Origin of the sequence: Weissella hellenica (genome assembly GCF_005405545.1) — a bacterium.
Classification (GTDB): domain Bacteria; phylum Bacillota; class Bacilli; order Lactobacillales; family Lactobacillaceae; genus Weissella; species Weissella hellenica.
In genome coordinates this window covers 1-19,553 of sequence record NZ_BJEG01000011.1, presented here as the reverse complement: position 1 = coordinate 19,553, position 19,553 = coordinate 1, and the positions used below count along the sequence as shown (strand labels likewise).

The following is a 19,553-nucleotide window of genomic DNA, read 5'->3' as shown; positions in this document are numbered from 1 at the left end:
ATGCGTCCTTTAAAATTACAATTAAATAACTTTGGTCCGTATGATGAAACAACAATTGATTTTATGAAATTTACGGAATCAAAATTATTTCTAATTACTGGTGATACGGGTGCTGGTAAAACAACCATTTTTGATGGGATGACATATGCTTTGTTTGGTAAAGGTACGGGTGAGCGTAGCCCAGAAGACATGCGCAGCGAGTTTGCAAATGGCCTGGCTAAAACAATGGTTACTTTTTGGTTTGAACATAATGGTCATTTTTATGAGATTAAGCGAACGCCAACACAGCAATTAAAGAAAAAGCGTGGTGCAAAGTCAGACGATGATACGACAACGCATCAAGCAACAGCGTCATTAATTGAGGTTGATGAATCGCTAGAGACACCACTAGAGGCATTGGGTGATAAAGCAAAGATTGTTAATGATCAAATTGAAGAATTATTACATTTAAATGCGGATCAGTTTCGTAAAATTATTTTGTTACCGCAGGATAAATTTCGAGAATTCCTAAGTGCACAAAGTGATGAAAAGATGGTTATTTTGCGCCAACTTTTTGGTACGGCCATTTTTGATGACTTTGTTAATCGTTTAAAAGATGAGCAAAAGCAATCGGGACAAGCGTTGGAAAAATTAGCAACACAACGTGATGAAAAGTTACAACAAGTTAAGTGGTTACAACCTGATATTGAAGATATTGCGCCCACAGCTACTGAAAAAATTCAGGTTTTGGGTCAGCTAAATACGGATATGGCTGCTGAGATTAATCAGCAAACCACAATTTTAAGTCAAGCTCAGACTCAGCTAGCAGCATTGCATGATGAGCAACAAAAGGGTCGTCAGATTATTGACCAATTGGATCAACTAGAGCAGAAAAAAAGTGCATTAAACGAACAATATGAACAAAAGGATCATATTGCACAGCAAAAAGAAATGTTAGCAACATTATCTTGGGGTGTAGCGCAACAACCATTAGTTACGCAGCAAAAACATTTGCACGAGCGATATCAGCAACAGATTAATGAAGAACAGGCGTTATCAACGGCGCTTGATGAATTGGACGCACAGCAACAAGTTTTAGCTGATGCGCAAACTCAACTTAAGCAGCAAGCTAATGTTGTTGCGACTAATCAACAGTTGGCTAAACAGATTCAAGAGAACTTGTTACCAAAAGCACGGCAATTGGTAACGTTACGCAACAAGGTTACCAATATTGATGATGAGATTAAAAGGTTATACGCACAAGGAGAAGAACTTGAGCAAACATCTCAAAAGTTAGATGCAGTTATCACGAAGCAATCTGAAAATTTGGCGCACTATCAGAAAAATGCAGCTTATGAAAGTGAATTAGCTAATCGAAAATATCAATTTAATCAGTTAATTAATCGTCAACATGCCTTTGAACAGAATAAAAAAGATGCGCAAACTAAAAAAGAACAGGTTACTGTACTGAAACAGAAGGTTGCAACAGCGGTGCAACATCAGTTAGATAAAGAGCAAGAGTTACAAGATAAAGCGTCATTACGACGTGATATCTTAATTCAACAATTACAGCAAGAACTAGTTGATGGTGAACCTTGTGTTATTTGTGGTCAAATTTATCATGTACAAGCAAATCACGGCCATGCTGATGCGCAGAGTACTTATGCAGATTTGGCTGATGCTATTCAAGCGGTTGCTGATAGTGAAAAAGCTGAACAAGCGGCAACCGTACAATTAACAAAATTGCAAACAGATTTAGAAAATAATCAAACGCAATTTGAAGAATTAACGGCCAAAATCACGGCTGATAATGGTACATTAGAGAAAGAATATGCAACATTTAAACAAGATTGGCAACAATTGTTTACAGCATCATCAGAAACGTTTGTAACGTTACCTGATGTATTTGATGAAACACGACTTACCGATTGTTTTGAACAAGCAATAACTTTTGTAAAGCATGCTAAAAATGAGGTCGCTGATTTGCAAGAACAAGTAACCGATAGTCAAACGCAATTGCAAAATATTCAGACGCAGGTCATTACAAATGAGCAAAAAGTTGTAGCAAAAACTGATACTCAGCAAGCTTATGATGCAGAAATTAAGCAAATTACGTCATTAGAAACAACGCTTAAATCAGTTGCTGAGTATGAAATAATGCTGCAAAAATTACAGGAAAAACAGCAGCAATATGATAAGCAAGTTAAAAAAGTACATGATCAAGTTTTGACTAATCAACAAGCTCAAGTCGAAAAGCGGTCACAAAAGACATCGTTAGCTGAAAAGATAACGACAACAGCGACTGACATTAAAACATTGGCACAACAAATTGTAGCAGCAATCTCTGATGGTCCTGTTGATAGTCAACAAGCATTTGATGAATTACTTAATGTCTTACAGGAGCAACCTGATAAAATAAATCAATTAACGCAGAATATCACGCAGTATCAGACGACTGTGACGCAACTACAACAAGATATTACTAATTTGGAACATGTCTTAGGGGATGTCTCTAGACCAGATATGGCGAAAATACAGGCAACCATTGAGCAGCAACAAACGTTAGTAAATCAGTTGATAGAAGATAATGCCACGAAGAAATCAGTATTGGCACAACAAAAACAGATTGAAACAACGGTAAACGCACTACAGGAGAAATGGGAGCAGCAACAGGCGGCTGGTAAAGATTTATTAACGCTAACGCAAGCGGTTGATGGTAATAATGCAAAACGCTTACGTTTAGAACCATTTATTTTGCGCCGTTTCTTGTTTGATGTTTTAGATTATGCTAATCATCATTATATTGGTACTTTATCTGGTGGCCGCTATCAATTTATTTTGTCAGATCGACAAGGTGGCCGTTCTAATCAGAATGGGTTAGATATTGATATTTATGATCAAGATGGTGGCAAAATTCGTGCTACGAGTACGCTGTCGGGTGGTGAATCATTTATTTCGGCATTGTCAATTGCTTTGTCTATGGCTGAAGTGGTGCAACGACGAGCAGGTGGCGCCAAAATTGATGCTTTGTTTATTGATGAAGGATTTGGGTCACTCGATGAACGTACGCTAGCGCAAGCAATGGAAGCTCTTAGTTTAGTTGAGCAAAGTGGTCGTTTAGTTGGTATTATTTCGCACGTTGCCTCAATGAAACAACAGATTCCACAACAATTGCAAGTTAAAAAATTAGGTGATGGACGAAGTCAATTAAATCTTCGTACTTTATAAAAAAATAAGTGTTTAATATTTATAACTAAAAAGTTGGGACATCTTCTCTTGTCCCAACTTTTTTAAGTTTATACGATTAAAAATACCAGCCGTAAGGTGCTTGCTTAATCATCTGATCAATGGCTAATTGGTGTTGAACGTTGTACATTTTAGGATGATCTGCTAATGGCACATATGAAAGTGAGAGGGTTTCATCCCCATCGGCTTTTAATTGACCGCCGATTTGTTCAACTTCAAATAGAGTCATTGGAATTTGGGCTTTATCGCCGGATGGAAAGACATGATGAAAGTTGGTGTCAATACCAATTAAAGCTTTAATTTGAACATCGATACCAGCTTCTTCTCTATATTCGCGAATGAGTGACATCATTGCTGATTCACCAATATTTTGCATACCACCGACTAAACTCCAACCAATTTCACCATCCCCACGTTGCTCTAGCAAAACTTTTGTATGGGTTTCATCGAATAAAATACCAGCAACACCAGGCATGATGATTTCATCGTGGCCAATTTTTTGACGTATATTTTTGAAATATTGTTCCATAACCATTGTGTAATTCCCCCTATAATTGTACTTAGTGCCATCATAGCATATTGTTCATTGACTAAAAAAATGACTGATGCTTTATGGTACAATTAATCTATCTATATTTTATTAAGGAGAAATACATGATTACATCATTTTTAGTCCTAGAAATTGCCATGTTTGCAACGTTTTTATGGGCAAAAAAGCTAAAATTAGGTAAGTTGGACTGGTTGGCTGCTGTGGGATTAACCATATTAAATGGTATCTTTGTTTATTGGTGGATGCCAGTGCCAATACTGTCACAATTAGTTATGCCTGTGGCGCTAGAAACGACTTTAATTAGTATTTGGACATTACTAATTGGTAGTGCCACGGTAGTGATTGAAAAGGTAACTACAAAAAAGAATAATCGGTCAACATTAAACATTAGTTTGTGGCCGTTTATTATCCCACTAATTGCAATTAGTATTTCAGTTGTAGCAGGTGTTTCAAAATCATTGACGGTTCGACCAATGTATCATTCGGTTCAAGCGACAAAGCAAAAAGAAGCACCGTTGACTAAAGACGATCAGCCAATTGCTTTATCTGCACAAGCAGCACAAAATATGATGAAAAAAGCCTTTTCACAAGTGCCTGATTCATCAATGTATGAGCTAGGTGATTTGTCTGCACAGTATATTAAGGGAAAACCTTACTATGTTGCACCAGTTGAATTTAATGGGTTTGTGTCATGGTTTATGAACCGTGAATTACCAGGATATTTTGTGGTTTCAGCAACAGATATTAATGATACAGCTCATTTTGTAAAAGAAAAAATGGCTTACTCTGAAACCAGCTGGTTCTCGCATAGTATTGCTCGTAAGATTTACATGGCAAATCCACGTTACCAGCAGGTGGGTGAACCTATCTTAGAGGTTGGTAATAATGGTCAAACATACTGGGTTCAAACCTTATTAAGTGTTCGTTGGGCTGGTCAAGTAATGTTTGACAATATTCATGTTGCCATTACGAATGCTAATACTGGTAAAACACAGGTATATAAAACTAAGAATTTGCCTAAGTGGGTGGACGTTGGTGTTTCACCAGAAGCAGCAACCTTAATGAATCGGACGTATGGTAACCCATATGCATTTAATTTCCGTCATAAAAATCAAATTAAGCCAACGGAAAATGGTTCAGAAAGTGGCGTAACGCCGATGTTTAATGTGAATGGTTCATTAGCTTACTTTGATGACTTTACCACTGTTAGATCAAATGCTGATTCAGACAAAGGTTATTCATTAATCGATACGCGTACTGGGCAGTTACGTTTCTATACTGGTAAAAACGTGGGAATTATGGATTCTGAAGGTGCAATGAAAGTTGCTAAGCAGTTGCATCCCCAAAATAAGTGGCATGGATCAAATCCGGTTATTATGAATATTGATGGTACGCCAACGTGGGTAGTTTCAATGATGGACAATAATGAACGCTTCCGTGAATATGCTTATATCAAAGGAGCAGACCAAAATGTCATTGGCGAAGGGGCTAATGCATCAGATGCTCTAGCATCATATCGTAATGCTTTAGCAGGTAGTGCGCAATCAGCAGCAGCTAGTGATCAAAAAGTAAAAATCAAAAAGATTAATGGTAAAATCGGTCGGGTTAATACCAATGCAACCTTAAATAACAAACAAGTTGTGGTGTTTAAACTAGTTGATGATGATACCTTATATACTTTAGATCCATCACAAAAACAAGATGCATTATTATTACAAGTAAATGATCAAGTTGAATTGAAAGTTAAGGCTATTTCAGGTGCTTCAGTTGCTAATGTTGTGTCATTAACAAATAAATCTTTAAAGTAAACAATAAACGGGATAAATAATATGGGACAAGGAACACTAAAATCAAACGACTTTGCACGTGGTGCTGCTAAAAAAGGCCAAATAACTGCTGAACAGAAAAAAACAGCTCGTCAAGCTTTATTAGAAAAGGCCAAGCAAAAAGCGCAACAAAATAAAAAATAATATTACATCACGAAAGGACTTTTTAATGGCTAGTTTTGCAGAACGGATGCTTGATGAATTATCAAGTGGACAATTAGACGCCGCAAAAAAATCATTTGCATCAGCACTACGCTATGATGATGATGATACGATCTATTCATTGGCAGAAGAATTATATGGGTTGGGATTTTCAAATCAAGCCAAACGGGTCTATGAAAAATTGTTAGGTAAGTATCCAAAAGAAGATCAATTGCGCACAGCGTTGGCTGATATTGCCATTGATGAAGATAATACGGATAAGGCTTTGATGTATCTGTCAGAAATTGCAACTGACTCAACAGCCTATATAGAATCATTATTAGTTGCAGCTGATTTATATCAATCAGAAGGGCTAATTGAATCAGCTGAAGATAAACTACTAACAGCTTATCAACAAGATGATCAAGAACCAATTATTCAATTTGCTTTAGCCGAATTTTATTTTGCTAGTGCAAAATATAAAGCCGCTATTCCATATTATCGACAATTGATTCAAGCAGGTGAACGTTATTTCTCAGGATTAGATATTGTGTCACGTATTGGTGTAGCCTACGCACTTGTGGGGAATTTTGATAATGCTTTAGGTTATTTGGAACAAATTAAAGAAGCAGATATGACGCCAGATGTGCGCTTTCAGCTTGGTTTGACTTATGCAACAAATCCTGAAAATCGCCAAAAAGCTATTAAGACATTTACACAATTACGCGATTTAGATGCCTCATATGCAGGCGTATATGAACCATTGGCACAACTTTATATGGCTAGTCATGAACCAGATAAAGCGTTAGTAACGTACCAAGAAGGAATCGCAATTGATCCATTTAATGTGAAATTTTACCAAGAAGGTGCCAAGATTGCAGCGGAATTAGGCGACATGACACAAGCGCAATCTTTGTATCAAGAAGGATTGAATCATAATCCTAATGATGCTGTTCTGATGACAAGCTATGCAGGATTTTTGGTTCAAAATGAGGACCATGTTGGTAATATTAATTTATTGAATGCATATTTTGCTAGTGATGATATGGATATTAATCCACAATTATATTGGTATCTAGCGCAAAGTTATACAGCTTTAGAAGATTTCGATATGGCAACAAAGTACTGGCAAGCTGCGCTACCCTCATATATGGATACTGCTGATTTCTTAAAGCCAGCATATTATTACTTTAGGAGTGAAGGCGAGCATGAGCTAGCATTACAAGCGTTGCAAGCATATGTACAATTAGTACCAGATGATTTTGATATGGTAGCAGCTTTACAAAATGAATTAGATCAAGAATTATAAAAAATAAGTGTCTTATATTAGTATGATCAATGTGTTATTGGTCTAATATAGGGCGCTTTTTACTATCCATGAGTGGTTTGTCACGGTGTGTTTAAAAATGTATAATGTGAATATTAGAAAATAATAAGATACAGAAACGAGGATGAATAATGGACGCTTGGCATTTGTCAAAACGTTTAGCGGCAGTAGCTAATTTTGTGCCAGATGGAGCCCGTTTGGCAGATATTGGGTCAGATCATGCTTATCTACCAGCTAATCTATTATTAAATAATCAAATATCGTTTGCTATTGCAGGCGAAGTAGCGCCGGGTCCACTTGATAATGTTAAGTCTGAAATACAACGTCATCGCTTAAATGACCGATTAATACCACGATTAGCAGACGGATTAGCGGCCGTTGAAACAGACGATTTAATTGATACGGTCGTAATTGCGGGTATGGGTGGTCGTTTAATTTGCCAAATTTTAACTGATGGTCATTTAGAGACCCACCGGTATCATCGATTAGTTTTACAGCCAAATATTGATATCGATTTGGTACGTTTATGGTTATCAGAGAACGGTTATCAGTTAGTGGATGAATCTGTCATTGTTGATGAAGGCCATTATTATGAAATTTTAGTAGCCGAACCTGGTAATATTGCCTATTCTGCACGGGAATTACAATTTGGCCCTTACCATTTAACTGAGCCTTCACAGGCGTGGCAAGAAAAGTGGCAACGTGAAGCAGCAAGAATTAAAAGTATTATGAAAAACATTGAAGCTGCTGATAAAACACAAACGGAAGCTTACCAATCATATAAACAAGAGTTACAGATGATTATGGAGGCTTTAGTGTATGCAAGCAGATAAATTAATTGCGCAGATTGAAGCATATGCGCCCAAGTCATTGGCTTGGGAGAAAGATCCGATTGGCTTACAATTGGGTAATATGCAACAAGAAATCCATCGGGTTATGACGACATTAGATGTACGCCCAGAAGTGGTGCAAGAAGCGATTGATAAAGATGTTGATTTCATTTTTGCTCATCATCCCATGATTTTTAAACCAGCTAAGAATTTAGATTTAAGCGTACCGCAAAATAAAATGTATGCAGATTTAATTAAACACGATATTGTGGTTTATGCTGCGCATACGAATTTAGATGCTGCTAAAGGTGGGATAAATGATTGGTTAGCCGATGCGTTACAGCTACATGATGTGACACCACTAATACCAAATCCTGATGGTCAGACCGGATTAGGCCGAATTGGAACATTGGCGCAGCCACAAACTGTAGCCGAATATGCATCGTTTATTCGTGACCTATTCCAGGTTAAAGCAGTGCGCGTGATTGCAAGTGATTTAGAACGTCCTATTCAACGAATTGCGGTTCTTGGTGGTGACGGTGGTGATGAGTATCCTGCAGCTTTAGCGGCGGGTGCTGATGCCTATGTCACGGCTGATTTTTATTATCATACGGCGCATGATGTTTTAGCAGATGATTTCATTGTGATTGATCCTGATCATCATATGGAAGCAATTGCTAAAGATAAAATGGTGTCTTTAATTAAAACATGGCAACAAATAAATCATTGGGAATTGACAGATGTTTTCGCATCAACAATTAACACAGATCCTTATACTTATATTTAAAGAAAGAGGTGCAACATGGCAGCAGAAATTTACCCTAATTTAATTGATCGTTTTATTGGTTATGTTAAAATCAATACCCAATCAAATGAGGATTCACAAACAATTCCTTCAGATCCTAAAGAGGTTGCTTTTTTGAAAGATTTAGCAACTGAATTAGAAGAAATCGGTTTAGAAAACGTTCGCACCATGTCTGACGGGTATGTGTTTGCTGAATTAGCCGCTAATACTGATAAAGATGTGCCAACAATTGGTTTTATTTCACACGTTGACACGGCAGATTTTTCAGCTGAAAATGTACAACCACAATTTGTGACGGATTATGATGGTGAATCAGAAATTAAATTAAATGATGAATATTCATTAACAGTAGCAGATTTTCCGTCATTGAAAAAATATGCAGGTCACACATTAATTACCACTGACGGTACTACTTTATTAGGTGCCGATGATAAAGCTGGTGTTGCTGAAATTATTTCAGCTGCTGAATATTTAATTGCACATCCAGAAGCGAAGCATGGTAAGTTAGTATTCGCTTTTGGTCCTGATGAAGAGATTGGGATTGGTGCTGATAACTTCCACGTTGCTGAATTTGGTGCAGATTTTGCTTACACAGTCGATGGTGGCCCATTAGGTGAACTTGAATGGGAAACATTCTCTGCTGCTTCAGCTGTTATTGAAATCCAGGGACGTAATGTACATCCGGGGACTGCTAAAGATACAATGGTTAATGCATTGCAAGTAGCAATCAACGTACACAACGCATTACCTGCAGGTGATCGACCAGAATTGACAGCAGGTCGGGAAGGTTTCTTCCACTTGCTAAATTTGACCGGCAATCCTGAAAATGCTCGGATGGATTACATTATTCGTGACCATGATCGTCAACAATTCGAAGCTCGTAAGACTTTAATGACTGAAATTGTTGATCGTTTGAATAAAGAGCTCGGCCTTGAACGTATTAAGTTAACTTTGAAGGATCAATATTACAATATGGGTGAAGTGTTAAAAGATGACATGACATCGGTTGATTTGGCAGCTGAAGCAATGCGTCAATTAGATATTGCACCAATTATTGAACCGGTCCGTGGTGGTACGGATGGTTCAAAGATTACATTCTTAGGATTGCCAACACCTAATTTGTTTGCTGGTGGCGAGAATATGCATGGTCGTTATGAATATGTTTCAACAATAGTTATGCAGCAAGCAGCCGATACAGTTGTTAAAATTGCAACACTAAACGCCGAGTAGCAAGAAAGATAAGTAAATTTTAAGCTATTCCGGATATTATAGTTAAACTAAAGTTGGGGGAATACAAATGTTACTATTACTAATGATAATCTTAGCTATTTGGGTTTGGTGGCGTATTAGATTGCGACGTACGAGAATTTTAGTAGCACGTAATTTAAATGCTGCAAATCAAAATTTTAAAAGTAATGCTAATATTTTTGACGGTGAGTTTGAGGAAGTTAAAGACAAACATTAGATCAGGTTATTTACCTAAAAATAAGCAAAGTCCGTAATATTTTCACTGTATACTATTCTATAGTAGTATATAGTGCTTTTTTTTGGTAAAATAAATGAGATGTTTATCATAAAATGTGAATAAGATACATGCAAAGAGACATGGGGGACTCAAGCAAATGAAAAAGTTGTTGATTGCAAATCGAGGCGAAATTGCTGTTCGTTTAATTCGTGCGGCTAAAGAGTTGGGTATTAAAACAGTGGCGATTTTTGCAAAAGAAGATGAATTTGCAGTGCATCGTTTTAAAGCTGATGAAGCGTATCAAGTTGGTGCAGGAAAAGCCCCAATTGCTGCTTATCTTGATAGTCAAGACATAATTCGTATTGCTAAAGAATCAGGTGCTGATGCCATCCATCCAGGTTATGGTTTTTTATCGGAAAATGCTGATTTTGCAGCTGCGGTTGAAGCAGCTGATATTAAGTTTGTTGGTCCAAAAGTAAAACATTTAAAAATGTTTGGTGATAAAATTATCGCCAAACAAACTGCTATCAAGGCTGATGTACCAACAGTACCAGGTACAGATCATCCTGTTGCGGATGTGTCTGAGGCCTTAGCATTTGGCGCAACTCATGGGTATCCATTATTTGTTAAATCAGCTGCTGGTGGTGGTGGTCGTGGTATGCGTGTTGTAGAACATGCTGAGGAACTAAGAGAAGCGTTTGAACGTGCTGCTTCAGAAGCACAACAAAGTTTTGGTAAACCAGATATTTATTTGGAAAAGTATCTAAAAGATCCCCAACACGTTGAAATCCAAATTTTGGCTGATGAACATAGCGAGGTTATGCATTTATTTGAGCGTGACTCATCTGTTCAGCGTCGTCATCAAAAAATCATTGAATTTGCACCGGCAGTTTCAGTATCTGTTAATATGCGACAACGCATTCAAAATGCTGCTTTACGCTTAATGCGTAGTGTTGATTATCAAAATGCTGGAACGGTTGAATTCCTAGTAGAGGGGGATGATTTTTATTTCATCGAAGTGAACCCACGTGTTCAAGTTGAACATACTGTTACTGAAGATGTGACAGGTGTTGATATTGTTAAATCACAGCTTCTAATTGCCCAGGGATATCAGCTACATGAGGCACCGTTAAATATTCCGATGCAAGAACAATTAACAGCAAATGGTGTTGCGATTCAATCACGTATTACAACTGAAGATCCAGCCAATGGTTTCATGCCAGATACAGGTAAAATTGATTGGTATCGTTCACCAGGTGGAACGGGGGTTCGTCTAGATGCTGGTAATGTGTTTGCGGGTGCAACGGTTACACCGTATTTTGATTCATTACTAGTTAAATTAGTGACCCGTGGATCTGATTTTACGGCCGCTGTTGATAAGATGCAGCGAGCACTAGATGAATTTGTCATTCGTGGTGTTAAAACGAATATTCCGTTTTTAAAAAATGTTTTTGCCCATCCAACATTTAGAAATGCTGCGGCACCGACAACTTTTGTTGATAAACATACTGAATTATTTGAAATTTTACCGGATAAGGATCCTGAACGTAAAGTATTACGTTATGTTGCTGAGACAACTGTTAATGGATTCCCAGGTTTGGATCGTAATCGACCAAGAATTTATACTTCAAATATTGTTGAACCGGCTAAAGACATTGTTTTACCAAGTGATTTGGTAACTGCTAAGGATGTTTTAGATATTAAGGGACCACAAGGTGTCGTTGCTTGGTTGAAGCAACAAGATAAAGTGTTGCTAACAGATACAACGATGCGTGATGCTCACCAATCATTATTTGCAACACGTTTGCGTACAAAAGATATGGTAACTATTGCAACGGATGTACAAAATGCATTGCCTAATTTATTCTCAAGTGAAATGTGGGGTGGTGCTACTTTTGATACAGCTTATCGTTTCTTGGGAGAAGATCCTTGGGAACGTTTGCGTATCTTACGCGAAAAGATGCCACGCACATTGACACAAATGTTATTTAGAGGTTCTAATGCTGTTGGTTATCAAAATTATCCAGATAATGTATTGCAAGAATTTATTAAATTAGCCGCAACGAATGGGATGGACGTATTCCGTATCTTTGATAGTTTAAACTGGTTACCACAGATGGAAAAGTCAATTCAATATGTGCGTGACAACAATAAACTTGCTGAAGTAGCCATGGCGTATACCGGAGATATTTTAGACTCAAGTCGGACAAAATATAATTTGAAGTATTATACTGACTTTGCACAAGAATTGGTTGACGCCGGTGCCCATATTATTGCAGTTAAGGATATGGCTGGTTTGTTAAAGCCAGAAGCTGCCTACCAATTGGTTAGTGCGTTGAAAGATACGGTTGATGTGCCAATTCATCTACACACACATGATACAACTGGTAATGGTGTGTATACTTATGCACGGGCTGCTGAGGCGGGCGTTGATATTATCGATGTGGCAATGTCAGCTTTCTCTGGCGCAACGTCGCAACCCTCAATGGGTGCCGTTTATTATTCATTAAGCGGGAATAAGCGCCAACCTGAAATTAATGTTGATGCTGCGAATAAAATCAATGACTATTGGACTAGTGTACGTCCTTATTATCGTGATTTTGCGAGTGCTGCAAGCAGTACGCAAACGGATATTTTCGAAGTTGAGATGCCTGGTGGTCAGTACTCTAACTTACAGCAACAAGCACAAGCATTACGTTTAGGCGATCGCTGGTCTGATATTAAGAAAATGTACGTCACAGTTAATGAAATGTTTGGTGATATTATTAAGGTAACGCCGTCATCTAAGGTCGTTGGGGATATGACTTTGTTCATGATTCAAAATGATTTAACACCTGAAAAGGTCCTTGCTGAAGGACAAACCATTGATTTTCCACAATCAGTCGTTGATTTCTTTGCGGGTGATTTGGGCCAACCTGTGGGTGGTTTCCCTAAGGAGTTACAAGCTGTTGTTTTGAAGGGACGCAAACCAATTACGGTGCGTCCAGGTGCTTTAAGTGAATCAGCAGACTTTGCACAACAAGAAGCAACTCTGGCACGCAAGTTAAAGCGGCAACCAACGCCGGAAGAAGTGATTTCTTATATTTTGTATCCGAAGGTTTTCTTGGATTATGTTGCTAAATATGATGAATTTGGTCCTATGACATTACTTGATACACCGACATTCTTCCAAGGAATGCGAGCAGGTGAGCGAGTGGATGTCCAATTAGGAATTGGTAAAACAGTTATTTTCCAACTTGAGGAAATTGGTGAACCAAACGCTAAAGGCGTTCGGACGCTTTACTTTGATGTCAACGGTACACCGTTAGAAGTTGATATACAGGATACAAGTGTTCAAACAACAACAATTGTAAGACGTAAAGCCGAGCCAACTAATGAGAATGAAATTGGTGCAACTATGGCTGGAAGCGTCTTGTCGGTGGAAGTGATTGATGGTCAGACGTTTAAGCAAGGGGATACGTTGTTGGTTACCGAGGCAATGAAGATGGAAACAACCATTCAAGCGCCGTTTAATGGTACTGTTAAGCAAGTTCATGTTGCTAACGGTGATGTGGTTGATGGTGGTGATTTATTATTGGAAATAGAATCCAATTAATTATGAATGATGATAAAGAGAGTAAAAACACTTCATCAGATAAAGTTAATTTTATGAGCTTGCTGTTCAAAAAAATTTTCGTTATATTGGTGATAGAGCTTTTTGCTCTTTTTTATTTTATACAATCGAGGAGAAAATAATGCAACAGTGGTGGCAGAAAAAAATTATTATTGGGGCAGGAATGATAGGAAGCCTTTTATTGATACTACAAAGTGTCTTGGGAACGGTGGCATGGTCAACTTATAAAATTGGTCCGTATCCAATAGCTATGTTGACTGCTAAAGGAACACCTTATGAATTAGGATTTAGAATGCTGCAATTGATTGCGGGGATGCTCATTTTAGTTACGCTAATTTCATTAATTAAATACGCTGTTGTAACTAAGAAGAGTAAATTCAATCGCAGTTTGCGATGGTTATCACTAATTTGGTTAATCTGGATGGTTTTACAATTTGTATGGCCAATTACATTAGACGTCGCAATTACAGTAACGCCAATTTCTGTTAGAGATGTTGTGTTTGGTTTGGTGATTATTGGGTTAGGCGTTAGTTTAATACAGTTAGGGCGTTCAGCTCAAGCCAATCAGTTTGAATCATTGAGTAATGCAGTAACCTTGTTAGGGATTTTGTATATTTTGTTTAATTTTCTGACATATGTTGTGACGTTACTGGGCTGGCCGGTGAATGGTTTTCTGGATGTTATTGCTAATGATGTTATAGCTGTTGCAATGGGCTTTGTTAGTTGGTATTTTATGCGTTTAGCTGAATCATAAAATAATATTTCATTTTTTCGAGCAAAACTCTTGCTATTTCGCTAAAACATGTGTAATATAAATATTTGTAATTTACTAGCTATATTGTGACGGCGCAAGCTTGGGGGTTAGTTTAATGCAGCTAATCCTGTCGTTCAAATTAGTGGCGGGGGGCACCCCGCAAATAAATTCAAGGAGTTATGTTAATGCGCATTAACATTTTATTAGAAGCCGCCGAAACCGGTGAGCGTATCTACTTGACTTCTAAGAACCGTCGTAATACACCTGACCGTTTGGAGCTTAAGAAATATTCTCCAAAGTTGCGTCGTGTTACAGTGTTCAAGGAGGTAAAGTAATCATGGCTAAAAAGTCAAAGATCGCTAAGGAAATGAAGATTGAAGCAACTGTAGAGAAGTACGCTGCAAAGCGTGCTGAACTAAAGGCTGCTGGGGATTACGTTGGGTTGTCAAAGTTGCCTCGCAACGCTTCACCTGTTCGTATCCACCGTCGTGACAAGATTGATGGTCGTCCACGTGCGTACATGCGTGAGTTTGGTATGTCACGTTTGAACTTCCGTGAATTGGCACACAAGGGTCAAATTCCTGGTGTTAAGAAGGCTTCATGGTAAAATTTTTACCATAAAGCATTAAAGAACATCCACATTAATGTGGATGTTCTTTTTTTGTTTTAAATGCACTTGACACGGAGGGGTACAATAGAAGTATATCTATTATTGTTTGTGAGGTTTAAAAAGTATGTTACAAAAGAAAGTTTTAAATAAGCTGTTAGCAAGGGCATTTAATATACCTGTTAAGGTAACTTATTGGGATGGTAAGACTGAAGCGTATGGTCAAGGTCAACCTGATATTCATATTACTTTTAACAAAAAGCTTGATTTAAAGCGTATGGCAAAAGTACCAACACTAGAATTAGCCGAAGCATATATGAGACGTGATATTGAAATTGATGGTAGTATTCAAGAACTTGTGACAGCAGCATATGGTCAATCAGATAGTTTTTTGACAGATCAAAGTGGCTTTACGGGTGCATTACTATCAAAATTTACGTCTTCTCACGACAAAGAAACTTCTAAAGAAGATATTCAAAGCCATTATGATATTGGTAATGATTTTTATCAAAAATGGTTAGATGACACGATGACGTATTCGTGTGCTTATTGGGCCCGTGATGATATGACATTAGAAGAAGCCCAAATTGCTAAAGTTCACCACATTTTGGATAAATTAAATAGTCAACCAGGCAAAAAACTACTAGATATTGGTTCAGGTTGGGGAACTTTAATTATTACAGCTGCGCAAGATTATGATCTTGAAACATATGGTGTGCCCCTTTCTGAGGAACAATATAACTACACGATCCAACGTGTTAAAGAATTAGGTTTGGAAGATAAAGTTCACGTTATGTTAAAAGATTATCGTGATATTGAACAACAATTTGATTATATTACATCTGTTGGTACGTTCGAGCACGTTGGTAAGGATAATTTGGCAGAATATTTTGCAGACGTTGCTAAATATCTTGTCCCTAATGGTCGTGCTTTAATTCACGGTATTACAGGTCAACATTATGGTGCAGGGGTTGATCCATTTATTGAAAAGTATATTTTCCCTGGTGGCTATATTCCAAACGTCATTGAAAATATGACGCATATTATGGATGCTGGTTTGCAACTAGATGATCTTGAACCATTACGTCGCCATTATCAAAAGACGCTGGAACACTGGACAGTAAATTATCATAAAGTATACGATGAGACTGTTAAAGAATATGGTGAACAATTTGCCCGTATGTGGGACTTATATTTACAAGCATGTGCAGCTTCATTTGAAGCCGGTAATATTGATATCATACAATTCTTAGTTACTAAAGGACCTGCAGGCCATGATTTACCGATGAGTCGTGCCTACATGACAGTTCGTGATAATAATAATTAAATAAAATAAAGCCGAGTAGCACCTTTTTAGAGGGTTACTCGGCTTTTTATTTTGAATTAAAAAGACAATCAAATGTTATTTTCTTCATGTTGCGATTGAATAAATTCGTCTAGATTAATCCAGTCAATAATGTCAGGATCGTCTTTCCAAATGAATTCATTATCGAAATTTGGATCATGCATATCTGATATTAAAATATCGGTTTTATTAGAGGTACTTTTTTCGATATGAATATTTAACCGTTTTGAATTTTCTAAACGGTTAATGACATAATTTTCACGTAATTTCTGTGAAAAATCAACGGCTATATAAATAGGACTTTCATAATAATGTGGGAAAAGTTCATTAGCAATATTTAGTGTGTATAGAGAGTGAAGCAGCGATATCAGAGAAAGTAGCGCCAGAGAGTGAAGTTGCAACGTCAAATCGTGATACAAATGGTGTTGTTCAACTGTCTTATAAAGATGCAATTAATCAATTAGCAGAGGTTAATCAAGACTATACAAAAGTCACCAAAGACAATTTCTTAGATTTTTTTATTCTTAATAAAGATGCCAGCTATGATGAAAAAAACGGTATTGTCACTTTAACAAAGAATAGACAGGACCAAGTTGGTAACTTTACGCTTAAAAATAAGATTAATTTAGATTATGATTTTACTTTGTCAGGTTCTGTTAATTTAGGTTCTAACTCTTATGGTGCTGATGGTATTGGTATTGCTTTTCATGATGGTAAAACTAGTGATGTCGGTGTTTCAGGTGGTAATTTAGGAATTGCTGGTTTGGAAAATGCTTTTGGGTTTAAATTAGATTCTTGGTATAACAGTGCGACTCGACCAAATCCAAATGCTTCAACAGAATCAAATAAGTTTGGTTGGGATAAGGATCCTGTCCGTGTTCCTTTTGGTAGTTTTGTGACAACAACTTACAAGAGACCACAAGGTGGTAGAGATAATGTGTGGTGGGCAGAGACCGAGCAAAAACAAGGAAAAGATGGGTATCAAACATTAAATCGCAATATTTATGACGGTCATTTTCATGATTTTTTAATTGATTATAACGGAAATTCGCACAGGATGACGATTACTTTAAAGCAACAAAATAATTCCCTAGTTTGGTCACAAGCTGTTGATGTTAATAATTTTAGTAATAAGTTAGCTGCATTTATGATGTCAGGTTCTACTGGTGGTGCTACTAATTTGCAGCAATTTAGAATCAATGAATTTAATTATGTAGCGGGGCAAACGGCATATGTTCATTATTTTGATAAGACAACGGGAGATGAATTATCTGTTGATGAAGTAACAGGACAGTCTGGTAGCACAATTGAATATACTACTAGTAATATAATAAATAATTATGAAAATAAAGGTTACATTTTAGACAGTGATGAATTTATACCGGGATCAGTATTTGATAATGATATCAGTGTTGATCAAAATTATAATGTTTATTTAGTGCATGGTATCGTACCGGTTAACCCAGAAGAACCGCAAGAACCAGGGACACCAATCAATCCAGAAGATCCAGATGGTCCCAAGTGGCCTGAAGGTAGTGACAAAACAGCGTTGACAGCTGATGTGAACCAGACGGTCCACTATCAATACGCCGATGGCACAACTGCAGCAGCAGATCAGACCGATGCCGTACACTTTACGCACCAAATCCATGTGGATAAGGTAACGGGTGAAGTTGTACAAGATGATGGTTGGCAAGCAGTTGATGGTGACAATGTCTTCGATCGTAAGGAATCACCCGTGATTACAGGTTACACACCAAGTCAAGCGCACAGTGATGCGATCACTGGTTTAGGACATGATAGTCAGGATAACGAACAAACGATTGTTTATACGGCAAATCAGGAACAAGCGCAAGTGACGTATATCGATGACACAACGGGTGAGACCATTGGTGCTGATCAATTAACAGGTGCATATGGAACTTCTGACGATTACCGAACAGCTGATAAGATTACAAATTACGAGCACCAAGGTTATGAATTCGTATCAGATAACTATCCAGCAGATGGTGTCGTTTACGATCAAGATGGTGTGATAAAGCAATATGAAGTGCACTTTGTGCATGGTATCGTACCGGTTAACCCAGAAGAACCGCAAGAACCAGGGACACCAATCAATCCAGAAGATCCAGACGGTCCCAAGTGGCCAGCAGGAACGGATGAAACGTCATTGACAGCTGATGTGAACCAAACGGTCCACTATGAGTACGCCGATGGCACAACTGCAGCAGCAGATCAGACCGATGCCGTACACTTTACGCACCAAATCCATGTGGATAAGGTAACGGGTGAAGTTGTACAAGATGATGGCTGGCAAGCAGTTGATGGTGACAATGTCTTCGATCGTAAGGAATCACCCGTGATTACAGGTTACACACCAAGTCAAGCGCAGAGTGATGCGATCACTGGTTTAGGACATGATAGTCAGGATAACGAACAAACGATTGTTTATACGGCAAATCAGGAACAAGACACACCGGTGAATCCAGGAGATTCAGATAATGAGGATGATAAGATTGAACCAGATTATCCTGAAATCCCTGACGTAACGAATGTTCCAACGGATGAAATAACAACATCTACTCGTAAAGCAAATCAAACACCATTGAATGAGTCAATTCAAGAGGAATCAGAAACGACAGTAGCAGAGAATACGGTGACTGATAAACCAGAATTACCTCAAACTGGTGTAAATGATAAAGCAGACAATGCCAAAACAATTGGCGTATCAATATTAACTATATTTAGTGTTGTATTAAGTTTATTTAGTTTAGTTAAAAAGCAAAAAGATACAGATAAAAATAATTAATCAACTAATTATTGGCAACTTTGTATTTAAATTTTAAGCAGCATCCTGTTACATTATTTGTAATAGGCTGCTGTTTATTTTTCTAAGTATTTTAAGATATATACGATGTTATAGGTGTTTTGATATAATAAAAATTAAAGGATAATTAAGAGATATTATCTAGAACATAGAATAAGGAATGCTCCTATCCTAGTATTTGGTACATAAATTTCTGAACAGTTGTGCCATAATTAATAAAACAAGATAGGAGCATTCC

At 37.5% G+C, this 19,553-nt stretch carries 15 protein-coding genes; 14 read left to right on the top strand and 1 reads right to left on the bottom strand.

The annotated features are described in order from the left end of the window. Positions 1-3,207, top strand: coding sequence for an AAA family ATPase (locus tag FFM61_RS06475; RefSeq protein ID WP_074427738.1), 3,207 nt, complete (start codon positions 1-3; stop codon positions 3,205-3,207). Positions 3,208-3,283: 76 nt separating this feature from the next. Here FFM61_RS06475 and FFM61_RS06470 read toward each other — a convergent pair whose 3' ends face one another. Continuing rightward, a complete protein-coding gene (locus FFM61_RS06470) occupies positions 3,284-3,760 on the bottom strand; it encodes an NUDIX domain-containing protein (protein WP_083194518.1) in 477 nt (158 codons plus the stop codon). A 119-nt stretch (positions 3,761-3,879) separates the two neighbouring features. Between FFM61_RS06470 and FFM61_RS06465 the strand changes: the two genes are divergently transcribed. From FFM61_RS06465 to FFM61_RS06415, 13 genes are all read left to right on the top strand, one after another. Then, the gene (locus FFM61_RS06465; protein WP_074427737.1) at positions 3,880-5,583 is read left to right on the top strand and encodes a hypothetical protein; all 1,704 of its coding nucleotides are present in this window, start codon (positions 3,880-3,882) and stop codon (positions 5,581-5,583) included. A gap of 21 nt (positions 5,584-5,604) precedes the next feature. After that, complete coding sequence (locus tag FFM61_RS08980; protein WP_168388715.1) at positions 5,605-5,745, top strand: hypothetical protein; 141 nt, start codon at positions 5,605-5,607, stop codon at positions 5,743-5,745. Positions 5,746-5,770: 25 nt separating this feature from the next. Beyond that, entirely contained in the window at positions 5,771-7,051 is a 1,281-nt protein-coding gene (locus FFM61_RS06460) for a tetratricopeptide repeat protein (protein WP_074427736.1), read from the top strand. A gap of 149 nt (positions 7,052-7,200) precedes the next feature. Further along, positions 7,201-7,902: a tRNA (adenine(22)-N(1))-methyltransferase gene (locus FFM61_RS06455; RefSeq protein ID WP_074427735.1), complete on the top strand. Its 702-nt coding sequence runs from the start codon at positions 7,201-7,203 to the stop codon at positions 7,900-7,902. Next, entirely contained in the window at positions 7,889-8,686 is a 798-nt protein-coding gene (locus FFM61_RS06450; protein ID WP_074427734.1) for a Nif3-like dinuclear metal center hexameric protein, read from the top strand. The genes FFM61_RS06455 and FFM61_RS06450 overlap by 14 nt, the downstream gene beginning before the upstream one ends. Positions 8,687-8,701: 15 nt before the next feature. Beyond that, entirely contained in the window at positions 8,702-9,934 is a 1,233-nt protein-coding gene (pepT, locus tag FFM61_RS06445; RefSeq protein ID WP_074427733.1) for a peptidase T, read from the top strand. Positions 9,935-10,001: 67 nt separating this feature from the next. Further along, positions 10,002-10,169 (top strand): hypothetical protein, encoded by a 168-nt coding sequence (locus FFM61_RS08975; RefSeq protein WP_168388714.1) that lies wholly within the window; start codon positions 10,002-10,004, stop codon positions 10,167-10,169. Between the two features lie 157 nt (positions 10,170-10,326). Next, positions 10,327-13,764, top strand: coding sequence for a pyruvate carboxylase (locus tag FFM61_RS06440; RefSeq protein WP_074427732.1), 3,438 nt, complete (start codon positions 10,327-10,329; stop codon positions 13,762-13,764). 139 nt (positions 13,765-13,903) lie between these two features. After that, positions 13,904-14,536: a hypothetical protein gene (locus FFM61_RS06435; protein WP_074427731.1), complete on the top strand. Its 633-nt coding sequence runs from the start codon at positions 13,904-13,906 to the stop codon at positions 14,534-14,536. Between the two features lie 185 nt (positions 14,537-14,721). Then, complete coding sequence (rpmG, locus tag FFM61_RS06430) at positions 14,722-14,871, top strand: 50S ribosomal protein L33 (RefSeq protein ID WP_002827335.1); 150 nt, start codon at positions 14,722-14,724, stop codon at positions 14,869-14,871. Between the two features lie 2 nt (positions 14,872-14,873). Continuing rightward, complete coding sequence (rpsN, locus tag FFM61_RS06425; protein ID WP_074427730.1) at positions 14,874-15,143, top strand: 30S ribosomal protein S14; 270 nt, start codon at positions 14,874-14,876, stop codon at positions 15,141-15,143. A gap of 127 nt (positions 15,144-15,270) precedes the next feature. After that, positions 15,271-16,470, top strand: a complete 1,200-nt coding sequence (locus tag FFM61_RS06420; protein WP_074427729.1) for an SAM-dependent methyltransferase — start codon at positions 15,271-15,273, stop codon at positions 16,468-16,470. A 358-nt stretch (positions 16,471-16,828) separates the two neighbouring features. After that, the gene (locus tag FFM61_RS06415; RefSeq protein WP_074427728.1) at positions 16,829-19,297 is read left to right on the top strand and encodes a lectin-like domain-containing protein; all 2,469 of its coding nucleotides are present in this window, start codon (positions 16,829-16,831) and stop codon (positions 19,295-19,297) included. The last annotated feature ends 256 nt before the right edge of the window (positions 19,298-19,553 follow it).

Bases quoted from the DNA above. Each gene is read 5' to 3' on its own strand.
- FFM61_RS06460 (WP_074427736.1), top strand. From the start codon at position 5,771: ATGGCTAGTTTTGCAGAACGGATGCTTGATGAATTATCAAGTGGACAA.
- rpsN (WP_074427730.1), top strand. From the start codon at position 14,874: ATGGCTAAAAAGTCAAAGATCGCTAAGGAAATGAAGATTGAAGCAACT.
- FFM61_RS08980 (WP_168388715.1), top strand. From the start codon at position 5,605: ATGGGACAAGGAACACTAAAATCAAACGACTTTGCACGTGGTGCTGCT.
- rpmG (WP_002827335.1), top strand. From the start codon at position 14,722: ATGCGCATTAACATTTTATTAGAAGCCGCCGAAACCGGTGAGCGTATC.
- FFM61_RS06440 (WP_074427732.1), top strand. From the start codon at position 10,327: ATGAAAAAGTTGTTGATTGCAAATCGAGGCGAAATTGCTGTTCGTTTA.
- FFM61_RS06470 (WP_083194518.1), bottom strand. From the start codon at position 3,760: ATGGTTATGGAACAATATTTCAAAAATATACGTCAAAAAATTGGCCAC.
- pepT (WP_074427733.1), top strand. From the start codon at position 8,702: ATGGCAGCAGAAATTTACCCTAATTTAATTGATCGTTTTATTGGTTAT.
- FFM61_RS06450 (WP_074427734.1), top strand. From the start codon at position 7,889: ATGCAAGCAGATAAATTAATTGCGCAGATTGAAGCATATGCGCCCAAG.
- FFM61_RS06455 (WP_074427735.1), top strand. From the start codon at position 7,201: ATGGACGCTTGGCATTTGTCAAAACGTTTAGCGGCAGTAGCTAATTTT.
- FFM61_RS06465 (WP_074427737.1), top strand. From the start codon at position 3,880: ATGATTACATCATTTTTAGTCCTAGAAATTGCCATGTTTGCAACGTTT.
- FFM61_RS08975 (WP_168388714.1), top strand. From the start codon at position 10,002: ATGTTACTATTACTAATGATAATCTTAGCTATTTGGGTTTGGTGGCGT.
- FFM61_RS06435 (WP_074427731.1), top strand. From the start codon at position 13,904: ATGCAACAGTGGTGGCAGAAAAAAATTATTATTGGGGCAGGAATGATA.
- FFM61_RS06420 (WP_074427729.1), top strand. From the start codon at position 15,271: ATGTTACAAAAGAAAGTTTTAAATAAGCTGTTAGCAAGGGCATTTAAT.
- FFM61_RS06475 (WP_074427738.1), top strand. From the start codon at position 1: ATGCGTCCTTTAAAATTACAATTAAATAACTTTGGTCCGTATGATGAA.